The organism is Methanosarcina sp. MSH10X1, from assembly GCF_004099695.1.
In the GTDB taxonomy this organism is placed as follows: domain Archaea; phylum Halobacteriota; class Methanosarcinia; order Methanosarcinales; family Methanosarcinaceae; genus Methanosarcina.
Genome location: NZ_SCHL01000005.1, coordinates 172,005 through 186,588 on the forward strand (window position 1 = coordinate 172,005; position 14,584 = coordinate 186,588).

Below are 14,584 nucleotides of genomic sequence, written 5' to 3' on the forward strand. Positions count from 1 at the left end.
TTACTCTTTCTAAAGGACGGACCGAAAAACATGGATGAAATCAGGGAAGCCCTTGACGTAACATCCACTGCTATTCTGCCTCAGATAAAAAAACTAAAAGAAAAATCTCTTGTTGTTCAGGAAGATAAAAACTATAAACTTTCGCTGATAGGAAAAGTCCTTGTTGAAAAAATGCAGCCTCTTGTCAGTATAGTTGAAGTCTTTGAGGACAATTTTGACTACTGGGCTGAGAGAAACCTTCAGGGAATTCCCCCGGCTTTCCGAAAGCGGCTTGGAGAGCTAAGGAATTGTAAATTGATTCAGCCCGACCTGGACCGGATGTTTGAGCTTGACCCGGAAATTGTTGACAACCTCTCTAAATCGAATCGTATTTTTGAATGCATAGCCTACTTCGATCCTTCACTTATTTCCTTGTGCCAGGAACTTGCAAAAGGTGGAGTGGAGTTTTCTTTTCTTATGTCCGAACCTGTTTTTCAACGCTATTACCAGGACTATCTCGAGGACTTCCGGAGTATGCTTGCACTTGAAAACATAAGATTTTTCCTCTACTCAGGAGAACTAAGAATCGCAAATCTTACAGTAACCGACAGATTTGTCATGATTTCCCTTTTCCCTCAAAATCAGAAGCATTTCGATAGGGAAAGCCTGATCAGCTATGATCCCTCAGCTCTTAAGTTCGGAGACGAGCTCTTTAACGAACTGCTCAGAAATTCTACCCGGATTACTCAAGTACCACAAAAATAAACTGGTAATTAAAAATCAGGAACCAGCAATCTCATCTCAAAAATCCCGCAAACATCTAACAAATATTTAGTCCCAGGCCTTTTTGTAGAGGCTCGACCGCAAGCCTTTTCAAAACATCTTTGACCGCAAGCCTTTTCAAAAAAGGCTTGAGCGAAAACCTTTTCTCAAAAGGTTTTATCGCAAACTTTTTCAAAAAAGTTTGATCAAAAACTAATGCTTTATCGAAACCGGTGTAACCGGAGCGTGATCGACCGGCGCAACGCAAGCCTTTTCAAAAAAGGCTTGAGCGAAAATCCCCACGTAACGGCGTGATAAACCGGAGCAACGGTCGTGTTCAAGAAAGGCTGATCCTAGAAGGTGTGAATTTTCATATATCCCTTTTCTTGTTACTAGTTTTTGTTATCAGGAATCTGAGGTTAATCAGGGCCACCGAAGGTCGGGGAAAACGGACTGGATAAACAGGGGACATGTTTTCCGGTGTTTTCCGGTGTTTTCCTTGTTTCCGGTGGCTCGTATGGTTTAGGTTATTTTCTCCCTCCATTTTTTGGTGATTAAGTGTCTTGAAATAAACTGTGATATTAAGCTCCTCTTACGTTCAGAATATGGTTAACCAGGTGCCCCCTGTGGTTGTGGCGCTTTGCTTCTCTGCTTCATCTTTTCAGCGATGTCGACACCAAGCCTTTTGCATTCCTGCACATCCTTATCTGTAGGTTTGTGAAGGATCCTGAGCACGGGATCTATAACGGTCATTCCCATCTCTCGCATTTTTTCGGCTATCAATATAGGTGCTTCTCCACTCCATCCATATGACCCGAAAGCGGCTCCCAGCTTCCCCTTTGGGTTTGTGGAAGCGAGAGTCTCATTCATGAATTTCTCCATGGGCTGCAGCATCCTGTAGTAAAAAGTGGATGAACCAACCGCGACTGCATCGGCTTCATTAAGATCTTCGATTTTTACATCATAAAAGCTAACAGCCTTTACATCTATATGTTTTGATTCGATTCCGCTAGCGATTGCCTCTGCCATAATTTTCGTATTCCCCGAAGTACTGAGATAAACAACTATTGCTTTCATTTGCATCCCCCATCCTGCATAAGATCTTTATTAACGACAGTGACGGACAAAAAGCGAGTAAAATAAGCCTGCACTCTTTCCATAGTCAGGGTAGAATAAGGCGAGACCCTAGATATTCTCACTTTTCAATCCTATATTAATTATAAAAATTATTTTTAATAAGGATTTCGTCCGGACTGGGTTAATTTAAGGTAAATAAGAATCTTATCCAAGATCTGCCGCAATCCGGATAGGAGCTATATAATTAACTACCTGGAGGGCTACACTCTCAAGGAAATTGCGCACGCTCTGGGGAATTCGGTCTGTAGTATGAGAAGCAAAGTTAAGGCTGCCTATAATTTCTCCCCGATGTTTTATAGGTATCACGGCTACTGCAGTGATCTTTTCCTTCTTGATCAGATCTGCCATTTTGTCTGAGAAAAAATCCATCCTGTAAACCGGCTTTTCAGTCCAGATCTGGCGCGCTTCAGGGGAATCTGCCCTATATGTAGAAATACTCTTCACGAACTCGGGAGACAGTCCTCGATGTGCAACCAGATTAATCTGGTCCAGGAGCTCGTCCTTCAAATATATGCCTGCGGCATCTATCTCTTCTATATCCAGGCAGGCATCAAGGATCTGGTTAAGCATAGTTTGAAGATTCCAGGTAGTACTGAGGGATACTCCCAGCTCCCTCTGGATATCAAGCATTTTCTGCGCCTCTTTTCTCTCTGTGACGTCTATAACTATCCCCTGAAGATGAGTAACTCCGCCTTTAATGTCTCGCTGGATAAACGTTCGTTCTTCAACCCAGCGTATATTGCCGTCCCCTGTAAAAATTCTATATTCCATTTCAAAAGAATCGTATCCTTCCCTTACCGAACGTGCCAGGCTTTCGATAACTGCCTGTATATCCTCTCTATGGATTATATTCCCATAAAGTATATTCCCTGAAAGGAAATCTTCTACTGTGTACCCGAACTGAGTTACGTTTTCAGAAACAAAATCTACAGGCCAGTTTTCCGTATTTTTCCATCGAAAAGCTACTGCAGGACTTTTGTTAATTATTGTCTTCAGCATTCTCTGCGTTTCAAGTGATTTTCTCAGTGCTTTCTCAACTTTCTTTCTACGGGTTATATCCAGTACTATTCCCTGAAAGCGGGTTACTTTGCCATCCCTTTCTCTCTGGATAAAGGTTCTTTCGTTTACCCATAGCATGTCTCCGGCCTTTGTAAAAATCCTGTATTCCGAATTGAAACTTACCTCTCCTTTCTGGATGCTCCTGTCCAGTTCTTCTTCTACTCTTTTCAGGTCATCAGGATGAATAATTTTTCCATACTTAACTGTCTGTGATAGAAAATCATCAACCGTATACCCGAACTGTATTACATTATCCGAAACAAAAATTGCAGGCCAGTACTTCTCATTTTTCCACAGAAAGATAACTGCAGGGCTATTATTAATTGCTGCAGTCAGCACCTGTTGCATCTTAAGAGTCTTTTGCAACTCTTCTTCGCTTTTCTTCCGCTTGGTGATATCGAGCACCACTCCCTGAAAGTGGGTCGCCTTTCCGGCCGTACCTCTCTGGATGAAGGTTCTGTCGTTTATCCATCGCACATCGCCTGCTTTCGTAACAATCCTGTACTCCACACCGAATGCAGAAGTTCTGCCTTTTGCTCTTTTCTCAAATTCCTGTTCAACCTTCCTGAGATCATCGGGGTATATTATATCTTTATACATCACCCTGCCAGAAGTGAAATCCTCTGCCGTATACCCGAATTTCCCCACATTTTCGGAGACAAATTCTACAGGCCATTTATCTTCATTTTTCCAGAGAAAAAGCACTACATGGCTGTTATTTATCATCATTTTCAGAGTTTCTTCTTTCTCCAGAGTTGCCTGGAGAGCTTCTCCTCTCAAGTTGTTTTTATTGCCTGCGGTCTGGAAGTCCACATTTAAAGCTCCCTTATCCTCAGAACCCTCATCCATTCTACAACCACCTGTACAGGAATCTTTAATATCTCCCCTGTTCCTGTGTTCTTGCTTTCTCATCTGTATTTCATTTATATAATTATATTTCGATCAGGCATCAGTTTCTTTAATTATTGTATGTATTCCCCTGTTCTTATCTATGCCAATAACCGATAATACATCGCAGACGTATCGCTGGATAAGTTTCAAACTTCGAATATCTATAATGAACCCCGTAAGTTATTTGACACTAAATAAGCAAGTATATTAAAAGGAGATCTTTCATTGACTAGCATGAAGCTAAAATGGACTTCTAGAGACGATACAGTAATTCCATATACCAGTAATATTAACTGCAAAAAATGACAAAATCCAGAAATGGCAAAAACTCTGAGATACCATAAAACCTCCATGAAGAAACTTAAGAAGGGTATTACGGAGACCCTGTTTAGCTACTTTGCTTGTTTATTTATTTTGATCGATTTTAAGATTTATTTCTCAGAATAAGCTCAATTTCCAGTCTCATGATCTGGATGGAGATTTCTTTTTCCTATCAGGAGGATTAATTTTTACAAACAACTTCTGGGTTCGCTTATAAGATTATCTCTCACCCTTTGAGGAATTAATTTTATACATTCGCCACAATTCTGGACCTCAGCATAAGCAAAAGTAATCTGTTTTATTCAGGAATAATGCTTCCGTTCTGGCGAGATACCGGTAATTCCAAAATTACTTAGTAAAAAATCATCAAATAGTATTCAAGTGAAGTAAATAGAATATATTGTGAACGGGTATAATCCTGTCATGGTTAATTTTCTATTTAATTCGTTTTTTCGGGTGTGATCTTGTAGATGTGGTCCAGAGCAGGCCCGTTCACCATGCTATTGATTCAAGACTCGGATTGATTATATAAATATTTGTATACTATTATATTACGTTACCTTTTTGTGCAAAAAGTTGAAGTTTTCATGGTTTAAAAACGGTTTTTTATCCGGTCCTGGCCTGTCTTGTTCTAAATCAGGTTCTTCTCTTCAGGCTTTCTCTTCAAGTTTTTCAACTGCCAAATTCTTTACCCGGTCTTCCAGGCCAGCTTTCTGTCCTTGCCGGGTTGCAAAGCTATACTAACTATCTTTCAACCGGTTTTCCTATCATTTTTCTCGAACTTTCCAGTATCTTCTCTTTCCTTTTTTGTAGCTTTTTCTTCCCCAACCTGTTTATACTATGAGGTTTTTTCCTACCTATACACTATAATTAACTTCATTATGAAATTTTAAGGAGATTTGCAATGAGAAGCGCTATTATCAAAGAAGGACCGGAACGTGCTCCCAACCGTTCACTTCTGAAAGCTACAGGGGTCACAGATTCCGAAATGAGGAAGCCATTCATCGCAGTTGTAAATTCCTGGAACGATATAATTCCCGGCCATATCCATCTGAATAAACTTGCAGAGGCTGTGAAAGCCGGAATCAGGAACGCCGGGGGGGTTCCTTTTGAGTTCCATACTATAGGGGTCTGCGACGGAATTGCAATGGGACATGAGGGTATGAGGTATTCTCTACCCAGCAGAGAGGTTATCGAGGACACAATAGAGCTTATGGTTAAAGCCCACCAGTTTGACGGTATTGTCCTGATCCCTTCCTGCGACAAAATCGTGCCAGGACACCTTATGGCAGCAGGCAGACTTGATATCCCTGCAATCGTTGTAACCGGAGGGCCTATGCTTCCGGGTTATGTAGATGACCAATATACAGACCTTATCTCGGTTTTCGAAGGGGTGGGAGCTTACAGGGCAGGTAAACTCTCGGAAACTGACCTTAAAAGGCTTGAAAACCTTTCCTGTGCAGGAGCCGGGTCATGTGCAGGGATGTTTACCGCAAACACTATGGCCTGCATGACCGAAGCCCTGGGGCTGAGCCTTCCGGGCTGTGCAACTGCACATGCCGTGGATGCTAAAAAGGCCCGCATTGCCAAGGAATCCGGAGAGCGGATAGTTGAGATGGTCCGGGAGAACCTGACTCCCAGAAAGCTTGTCAATTTTAAATCCCTGGAAAATGCCATAATGGTTGATATGGCAATAGGTGGAAGCACCAATACAACCCTGCACCTTCCTGCCCTTGCCCATGAATTCGGGCTGAATCTCCCTCTTGAGAAATTTGATGAACTCAGCAGGACAACGCCCCATCTGATTTCACTACGTCCTGGCGGCCCGAATTTCATGCTGCATTTTGACAGGGCAGGCGGGGTTCAGGCGGTCATGCAGAGGCTTTCCTCCAAACTTTATCTGGATCAGCTCACAGTGAATGGCAAAACTATCGGGGAAAATCTGAGCGAGCTTGAGATTGTTAACCCGAAACTCAACAGGGAGATAATTGCAACTCTCGAAACGCCTATCCATGCCGAAGGTGGAATAGCGGTCCTTAAAGGCAGCCTTGCCCCTGACGGCTCGGTTGTGAAACAGGCAGCCGTTGATCCGAAAATGCACGTACATACAGGACCTGCGAGGGTTTATGACTGTGAAGAGGACGCTATGGAAAGTATCCTTGCAGGCAATGTAAAACCCGGAGACATTGTGGTCATCCGCTACGAAGGCCCTAAAGGTGGCCCTGGTATGCGGGAAATGCTTGCAGCTACAGCCGCAATCGGAGGCATGGGCTTGCTGGAATCGGTAGCTTTGATAACTGACGGGCGCTTCTCAGGCGGGACCCGCGGGCCATGTATAGGACACATCTCTCCCGAGGCTAGTGAAGGAGGGCCAATTGCCCTGGTAAAGACCGGGGATATGGTAGAAATCAATATTCCTGAAAGAGTCCTGAACCTGAAAATCTCAGAAGAAGAGCTTGAGCAGCGGAAGGCAGTTTTCGTACCTCCGAAAAAAGAAGTTACAGGCTATCTTGCCAGATATCAGCGTTCCGTTCATTCCGCAAACACAGGCGGAATAGTAGACTGAGCTCCTGATAGTGGTTTAAATACCTTTGTTTCAGGAGGGTTTCATCCCTCCTCTTTTTTATAACGGTAGAAACTCTGGAAGTAAAAGGCTTATTGCAATCAGTCAACTTCCTGCAAACCGTTGGCCCGCAAGCGTGGCGTCGCTTGAGCCCGCCCCGGTTACACCGGTTTCGATAAAGCATGAGTTTTTGATCAAACTTTTTCAAAAAAAGTTTGCGATAAAACCTTTTCTCAAAAGGTTTTCGCTCAAGCCTTTTTTGAAAAGGCTTGCGATCAAGGATTTTTTGAAAAGGCTTGCGATCAAGCCCTTTTTGAATAAAGATTGTGAAAATTCTACATATTCAGGCTGCAGAGTTATAACTTTGCAGGTAAACTATTATATAAGTAAATTTACAGGATGCCGGGCAGCTGGCTCTATATCGAGGTCAGCTACAGCTTCGGAGATCATTATATCACTCATGGCAGCCATGGGAAATACGTATGGTGCATACTCTATAGGTCCATAAAGAATGAAATCTCCGGCTGCCGCCTGCTGTAAGCAGGTTGAGCCGACATCGCAAATCTTGTAAAGGATAGGGTCTTTTTCTCTCTTCTGGTTCAGCCAGTTCCAGGCTGAGGGAGCGTTATGGATTCCTGAGCCAGTTGGATATCCCCATTTTGCTTTTGCGGTAATCGTCATCCTCAGGGCTACGCCTGCCCCATTCCCCATAGGTGTAATGCTCGGGTCTATAAGCTTGTTAACTATTCCGCATCTCTCTGCAATTGAAAGTAATCCTTCTTCGAGAATACCTGCCCCATTTTCAAGCAGTTCCATTCTGCCCAGGAGGGATGAGTCCATCGCATTGAAGCCAAGGATAATCGAGCTGTCAATGTCGGATAGGGTGAGAGCTTCGATTTCGGAAGCATTTATGCTCATATTTATGGAATTGTAGATTGCTTTGTCTGCAAGCCCTATTTCACTGACATATTCTGCGGCATGGGAACGTACGGTTCCTTCGGGAGAGTCAATAAGAAAGGGAGCTTCTGAAATCTCAGATACAAAATCAATATAACGGGTGATGCTTTCAGATGTAGTCCCGAAAATATGGACAATATGCGGATTTCCTGTTTCCTCCGCACTTGCTTCCTGCAGATTTATCAGCTTTTCGGCAGCAGCCCGATCAAACAGCCCCCGGGAGGCATCTTTTACGATCTCATGCTTATCATAAAAAATAGTTCCTGCAAGCACGGTCGGAAGCTCTCCCGGCTGTCCGCCTATTTTCACTCCTGCAACATTAACGATCTGCTGTTCTTTCTGGAACTTAAACATTTTTACACCCTCAAATCTACAGGCTAGTATTTTGTTTCAAAGCCTCGTTCTATACACTTGATTTAAGTTTCCTGGCTGGAAACTAGAAATCTTTTGGCTGGCAGACTGTTCCTGAAGCTGCGTCCATAACCAGTTCTTCGGAGATTATTATATCGCCTGAGAGAGGGACCGCGAAAGTAGCTTGCCTTTTCTTATGGGAAACAGTTACTACAGGCTCATCCGGATAAGCCTCCCCTCGATACTTATATCTTCTCACGATTTTCATTATTTCATCAGGGTCAGTCAATCCTATTCTGTCAAAAAGCACTACCTGTTGCTGGAAGCGTTTAACTGCCTCTCTGGATATATTTTCTATGAAGGGAATTGCTCCCTCAGAGCCAATAATCCTGCCCTTCTCATCAATCCCGTTTGCGTGAATTGCAAGCAGGGAGTGGCCTGCTAGATGGCCTCTTGATTCCGTCCCGCAGACAAGAACATACCGTATATTGGAATTTGAGATAATATTTACGATTATTTTTTCTACTCCTAGATTTTCGGTTTTTGAACTTCCCCATATAGCTGCTTCAGGTGAAGGATTTATCTGGCTTGCAAGAGTTACGACCGCAATTCGGGATTTGGGATTTCCTACCGTATAGTCGCCTCTTACTACCGGCCATGTCTCTGCAATGGTTATCAAAGAATCACCTTTTTTCTTTCCTTGTTCAGGTGAGACAGTGCACTTGCGAGCATTATGGCTTTCGTAAAATGTCCGCCTACTCTTGATGTGTCTACAAAAACGTAATCGTCCATCAGCACCGGAGCTCCGAGCCCGTCGCCTCCACCCAGGAAAGCAATTGTTCTGAAAATCAGGTTTCCCGAAATTCCATCGGGGGCAACGATAAAGTTCGATTCTTTTATGGCATCCTCAATAAGAATTGTATGATGCTTGGCATTAATCCCGAGTTCCACAGCTCTCCTTGCCACGAATTCCCCATCTGCAAGCGTCCTGTCTACACGTCTATTCCTTCCCACGTCTCCGATCCTGCCTCCGGAAAGCACGCCGACAGCAGGCTCTATCCCGAATCTCCTTATATGTTCGGCCCCAAGCGTTATCATCCTGAGCTTATCTCCAATGGTATTTCCCTCATCGATTCCTACAGGGGCGAGAAAGAAAGGTACCCCGTCGACTGTGAGAAGCAGGGCAAGCCGGCAGATTCTTTTCTTTCCGAGCGCCTCTTTGAGATGGGCAAGAGCTCCTGACGCCTTTGCCGTGCCTCTGATAACTGCATCAACTTTTCTTGAAATCATAAGTTCTGCAAGAGTTTTTTCGGGATTGTCCGTGTCCACTATCTCAAGTTCTGTACCGATCTCCTCTATTTCTTTCTTTATCCCTACCAGGACGACCTGTGCATATCCCATTTCCTGGGCTTTCCAGGCGCTCTCGAGCATTTTAGGATTCGGGTCCCTTATTCCCATAGCTACTCTAGCCCTGTTTGCTCTGGCCCTCATTTCGATAGCCTCAAGGAGAGCGTCCATATTATTCTTTTCCATATCCATCCGAACTGTTGTGTAAGATTTTAAGTAGTTCACAGAAGTAAAACACGATCATTAATTAATTTTGTCCCCCGAGTCCCGTCTCGGGAGGACGGCCCGAAATGTGCTCTAAAACTAAGCAGTGCACTGTCCGTTTCGCTTACTTCGTTCGCTCAAGCGGACTAATGGGAACTAGAAGTTTCTATTTTTATTAGAGCAAAAAGGCTTTAATACATATGGAAGTGTAGTTTTAGTGTTATCGTTTAAAAATCGGTATCAGAAGATGGCAGGAGTAAAGATTTTCTATATGGTGAAAAGATTAAAATGTATAGAATTAAGAATAAGTTCTTTTTTTATTGGTATGGTTTAAGATGACGCTGGCAATTGAATGGGCTGAAAAATACCGCCCCCAGACCCTGAAGGAGATCGTGGGGAATAAGAAGGCGGTGCAGGATTTGCGAACCTGGGCTGAGGAATGGCTTTCAGGCATTCCAGAGAGGAGGGCTGTAATCCTCCAGGGACCTGCAGGCGTAGGAAAGACTTCTACTGCTCACGCTCTTGCCCGTGACCTGGGCTGGGAAGTAATCGAACTTAATGCAAGCGACCAGAGAACTGCAGGTGTTATCGAGAAGGTTGCGGGATCGGCAGCTTCGATGAATACATTCTTTGGAGGAAAACGCCTGATCATTCTGGACGAAGCGGACAACCTTCACGGGACAGCAGATAGGGGCGGAATGCGGGCTATTGCAGGGATTATTAAGAGCACGCTTCAACCCATAGTGTTGATTGCGAATGATGTTTATGGACTGACTCCCACTATCCGGAATCTCTGTCTGGAAATAAAGTTCGGGTCCGTACAGAGCCGCTCTATGGTTCCTGCTTTGAAGAAGGTATGTGAGAGTGAGGAAATTTCGTGTAGCCTTGATGCAATCCAGCAGATCGCTGAAAACGCAGGAGGCGATCTCAGAAGTGCAATTAATGACCTTCAGGCTGCGGCAAGCGGGAGGAAAGTGCTGGAAGCCGAAGATATCAGCACTTCAGGCAGGGATGTTAAGGAAAATATCTTCAAGGCAATGCAGAGAATCTTTAAAAGCACGGATTGTAAAAAAGCCCTGGAAGCTGCTCGGGGACTTGATGAGAGCCCTGAAGATCTTGTACACTGGATCGATGAAAATCTGCCTGTCCAGTATGCCTCTAAGGATAGGGATCTGGGAGATATAAGAACCGGCTTTGGTTATCTCTCAAAGGCTGACCTCTACCTTGGACGCGTAAAGAAACGCCAGAACTACGGCATGTGGAGGTATGCCAGCATGCTAATGGTTTGCGGCGCTGCAATTTCTAAGACAAAACCTTATCCTGGTTTTATCAAGTATCAGTCGCCTTCGCTGTGGAAACGGATGGGGCAGATACGTTCGAAAAGAGATCTCAGGGATAATATAGCTTCTAAAGTTGGAGAACACAGCTTTGAGTCAATGCGCTATTCCAGAAATAACCTACTGGAACTTTACTCTCGTATGTTAAAGGAGGAAGAATCTGCAGTTGAAATAACTGCGGGTCTGGGGCTTGAACTTGAGGAATTGATATATCTCTCGGGAAGTACAAAACCCAGCAAAAAATTACAGAAAATTTACGACAGGGCGCAGGAACTCCTCCTTGAAGGAAAACAAGAATCTGATGAGACGGAGTTTTTCAGAACTCCGGTTTCCTCGGGTGATAATAAAGAGTTGCTTTCTGGCTGCACAGTTAAAGCTCCTGATGAAAAAGCCGGGAAATCTTCTGAGGAACCTGGGACTACCGATTCCGGGCCCTCTCAGGAAAGGCAAAAAACCCTTAACTTTGGTTTCGAGCTTTCCCCGGAGATCTCCGGGGAAATAAAAAAATCGAGAAGCAATGACTCCGGTACCATTATATCTCAGGATCTTACTGATACCCTCACACCTGGTAGTTTTACTTCCGATGCTATTATTCCGGAGCAATACGAAGCAGAGATTGACGGGATCGGATTTACAGATGACAGCCTTATGTCCAGCCCTTCTGAACCTGATAATCTTAATCTTAAGGATGTCTCCCTCCGCCCTGAATCCTTTGAGGGGGAAGCCTTTTTTGCTCATGAACCGATAGGAAGTACTATCTCTCCCGAACCTCCACTGCAGGAACCTTTGAACTGCAAGCCTGCTATCAAAAATACCCGTAATAAGCCTGAAAATCCCGGGGTAGAGTCCAGAGAAACTCCAAAAAAAGCCGAGTCGAAAACGCAAAAAACACTTTTCGATTTTTAATTCTCCTCGTTTTTTTATTTTTCTCGTTCCATGTTTTATTTTGTCAGTTTCCTTTTATTTTTTTCCACCCATTGTACGGAGTTGAATCTATTGAATCAGTCTTCTTTCCAAGCCTACCCTTATCATGAGATGTTTCTCAGACTTTGAAGAACCGGCAAAAAAGAAGCTCTGCTAACATAATTTACAAGAACCGGCAAGAAAGAAGCTCTGCTAACACAATTTACAAAAAGCTTTCCGATCTTCGGGAGACTGGTAAAACGGGAAGAGAAAATTTTGTGAGCGGGTTGGAGAGTTTGGGGAATAGTTGGGGGAAATAGTTGGGGGATATGGGTTTGGGGTTATACTATGGAAAAGAGACCCGCTCACTCGACATGAATATCTATTCATATTATAAATAGTTTTTCGTAATATATTTTTTATTTTATAATTCCGGGTTTATAAATTCAGGTTCATTTCTCTAGCCGGAAACTCTACATTCTGATTTTTTAATTCGGTAATTTATGGGCAGAATTAATACCTACATAAGAGTTTCGATTTCGATTAGAACAGAATGAGCGGGTTGGGAGTATGAATTGGGGTGTTGGGGGGTTGGGGTTATCAAAAGAGAGACCCGCTCATAAATTACAACATGCTGGTCTGATATAAATATATTTTGCTTAACGGTTTTCTCCATTCAGAATAGTTTTAGACATGCCAGTTAATAGAAAATCTCAAGCTCCTGAAAACAGGCAGGTTTTGTCTCAGCCCTTATCTTCCTGATAGAGCAGGAGCAGGCTGTGAGGATAACATATGAGATTCTTTTTATGTACTGGCATTTTAGTTGGATAGATAGGTCTCTCATCCCGGGTGGTATAAATTTTGTCTGATGTGGTAAAGGTTCTGCTACAGTAAGAGTCTGATTTATTGTGGTAAGAATTTCTCATTTAGCGTTATGACAGTTTCATTTATTGTAGCAGGAGTTTTATCAAAGGGTTAAGAGTTTAATTTAATGCAGTAAATGTCTCTCAGATAAGCTCTGAAGTCCTTTCCTAACAAAAGAGATATATATAACTAGTGACATTTTGGTCTTGCACTTAGAGCGATCCTGCAAATGTAAGCAAAATGGGCTCGTGGTCTAGTCGGTCATGACATCGCCTTTACACGGCGGGGATCCTGAGTTCGAATCTCAGCGGGCCCATAATACTCTTCCATTATACCGTTTCTGGTAAAATTAGTTATTATATTTTCCATATTTTTTGACAGTGTAGCTGAATATAAATACTTTTGCGCATCTTTTCAGTTTTTCTTTTTTATATTTTTAATGTATCTTCTTCGTTAACACTAGAGTTTGTTTCAATAAGTCTAAGCGGGAGCTGTTTCTGATTTTTTCTCTGGCAATTTACTTCTTCTTCTAGCCGCAGGCGTGAATTTATCCGTTAAAATTTTTTCCCTTTATAACTTGACATTATATATGACACTGATATTGTTATATAGAAAGGGAAACGATAAAGATTTAGAATCTTTGTTACCTACAAAAAGATATGCTTTAATATTTTTAAAGCGTAGCTTCTTGCAAAGATTATTTCAAAATCTACCGTGGGGGAGGAGTCAGTATTAAGAGAAGGAGCAGGACTGATATTGCAGTAGATATTTTAAGAGTAGCTATGAACGGGGCGAAGAAGACTCATATTGTATATGAAGTTAATCTAAACTTTAATATTGCCCAGAAATACCTTGAAATGTTGAAAGAAAAAGAGCTTATCAGGCATGAAAATGGACTTTTCATCACCACTGATAAAGGAAAAGTCTTTCAGGAAATGGCTAAAGAACTCAAACTCTAAGCAATTTTTAACCTCTATTTAATTTTTTGTTAACTTTTCCCATCTTTTTCTTTTTTCCGGATTTCCAGTTTCATTAGGTTTTATCGTCTTTTCTCAACTTCCATTCTTTCTGCTGGCTTTCTCATTGCAAATGGCAGCCGAGAATCCGGTGACGAAAAGCGCCTGGCGAGTAATTCAGAACCAGAATTTCTGAATTATAATGCGCCTCCGTATAAATAAAAGCAGTTTGGAAACATATATACTATGGCGATGAAGGTACTTTTTTTGAACTGCACGCTGAAAAAATCGCCTCGGGTATCGAACACTCGTGCTCTTATTGACAAGGCGGCAGCTATCTTTAATGAGCTTGGCGTTGAAAGCGAAGTGATAAGGGTTGTGGATCATAACGTAGCTTTCGGGGTTTCCTCAGATGAAGGGGGAGAAGATGAATGGCCCTTAATCCTTACAAAGATAAAAGCCTGTGATATCCTTGTTATAGCAACTCCCATCTGGTTTGGAGTCCTATCCTCTGTGGCGAAGATGGTAATTGAAAGGCTGGATGGGACTTACATGGAAGCAGATCCCGAAACCGGTCAGTACCCACTTTATGGGAAGGCCGCAGGAGTTATCGTTACCGGCAATGAGGATGGGGCGCATGATGTCTGTTCAACCTTACTCTTTAACCTTACCCATCTGGGCTGCACCGTTCCTCCAAATGCAGACTGTTACTGGGTTGGTGATGCAGGACCGGGTCCAAGTTACATAGAAGCTGGAGGAGACAGGCATCTCTATACAAATCGTACAGCCAGATATATGGCACACAATCTGGTATATTTTGCAAATTTACTCAGAAAAAACCCTATCCCTACAAACTTAAAGAATCTTGATGAGGAGGCGAAGAAGGTAAGCGATTGATGCTGACCAGCCTGAAAGCTGCTTATTTTTTACAGAAGTCCTGAACACTTTTACTG

The 14,584-nt window shown here is 42.9% G+C and carries 10 protein-coding genes and 1 tRNA gene; 6 read left to right on the forward strand and 5 right to left on the reverse strand.

Going from position 1 to position 14,584, the window contains the following annotated elements; translation table 11 throughout:
- Nucleotides 1–30 precede the first annotated feature (30 nt).
- Entirely contained in the window at nucleotides 31–744 is a 714-nt protein-coding gene (locus EQO05_RS06340; RefSeq protein WP_240664399.1) for a winged helix-turn-helix domain-containing protein, read from the forward strand.
- Nucleotides 745–1,350: 606 nt separating this feature from the next.
- On the opposite strand, the gene EQO05_RS06345 is transcribed toward EQO05_RS06340, so the two are convergent.
- Nucleotides 1,351–1,818 (reverse strand): flavodoxin domain-containing protein, encoded by a 468-nt coding sequence (locus tag EQO05_RS06345; protein WP_128504816.1) that lies wholly within the window; start codon nucleotides 1,816–1,818, stop codon nucleotides 1,351–1,353.
- A gap of 204 nt (nucleotides 1,819–2,022) precedes the next feature.
- The gene (locus EQO05_RS06350) at nucleotides 2,023–3,786 is read right to left on the reverse strand and encodes a PAS domain-containing protein (RefSeq protein ID WP_128504954.1); all 1,764 of its coding nucleotides are present in this window, start codon (nucleotides 3,784–3,786) and stop codon (nucleotides 2,023–2,025) included.
- Nucleotides 3,787–5,053: 1,267 nt separating this feature from the next.
- Between EQO05_RS06350 and ilvD the strand changes: the two genes are divergently transcribed.
- The gene (gene ilvD, locus EQO05_RS06355; RefSeq protein ID WP_128504817.1) at nucleotides 5,054–6,715 is read left to right on the forward strand and encodes a dihydroxy-acid dehydratase; all 1,662 of its coding nucleotides are present in this window, start codon (nucleotides 5,054–5,056) and stop codon (nucleotides 6,713–6,715) included.
- Nucleotides 6,716–7,090: 375 nt separating this feature from the next.
- Here the strand turns inward: ilvD and mtrH are convergent, their stop codons facing one another.
- From mtrH to mtxX, 3 genes are all read right to left on the reverse strand, one after another.
- The gene (gene mtrH / locus EQO05_RS06360; RefSeq protein WP_128504819.1) at nucleotides 7,091–8,023 is read right to left on the reverse strand and encodes a tetrahydromethanopterin S-methyltransferase subunit H; all 933 of its coding nucleotides are present in this window, start codon (nucleotides 8,021–8,023) and stop codon (nucleotides 7,091–7,093) included.
- A gap of 82 nt (nucleotides 8,024–8,105) precedes the next feature.
- Entirely contained in the window at nucleotides 8,106–8,699 is a 594-nt protein-coding gene (locus EQO05_RS06365) for a tetrahydromethanopterin S-methyltransferase subunit A (protein ID WP_128504821.1), read from the reverse strand.
- Nucleotides 8,696–9,553 carry a methanogenesis marker protein Mmp4/MtxX gene (gene mtxX, locus EQO05_RS06370; protein WP_128504823.1) on the reverse strand — a complete coding sequence of 286 codons (858 nt, stop codon included), beginning with the start codon at nucleotides 9,551–9,553 and terminating at the stop codon, nucleotides 8,696–8,698. Before mtxX ends, EQO05_RS06365 begins: the two co-directional genes overlap by 4 nt.
- Nucleotides 9,554–9,906: 353 nt before the next feature.
- On the opposite strand from mtxX, the gene EQO05_RS06375 reads away from it, so the two are divergent.
- The 4 genes from EQO05_RS06375 (at nucleotide 9,907) to EQO05_RS06390 (ending at nucleotide 14,528) form a co-directional block, all read left to right on the forward strand.
- Nucleotides 9,907–11,814, forward strand: coding sequence for a replication factor C large subunit (locus tag EQO05_RS06375; protein ID WP_128504825.1), 1,908 nt, complete (start codon nucleotides 9,907–9,909; stop codon nucleotides 11,812–11,814).
- 1,103 nt (nucleotides 11,815–12,917) lie between these two features.
- Nucleotides 12,918–12,991: transfer RNA gene (locus EQO05_RS06380), tRNA-Val, on the forward strand.
- 466 nt (nucleotides 12,992–13,457) lie between these two features.
- Nucleotides 13,458–13,634, forward strand: coding sequence for a winged helix-turn-helix domain-containing protein (locus EQO05_RS06385; RefSeq protein ID WP_230627482.1), 177 nt, complete (start codon nucleotides 13,458–13,460; stop codon nucleotides 13,632–13,634).
- A gap of 243 nt (nucleotides 13,635–13,877) precedes the next feature.
- A complete protein-coding gene (locus tag EQO05_RS06390) occupies nucleotides 13,878–14,528 on the forward strand; it encodes a flavodoxin family protein (protein WP_128504827.1) in 651 nt (216 codons plus the stop codon).
- Nucleotides 14,529–14,584: the final 56 nt, after the last annotated feature.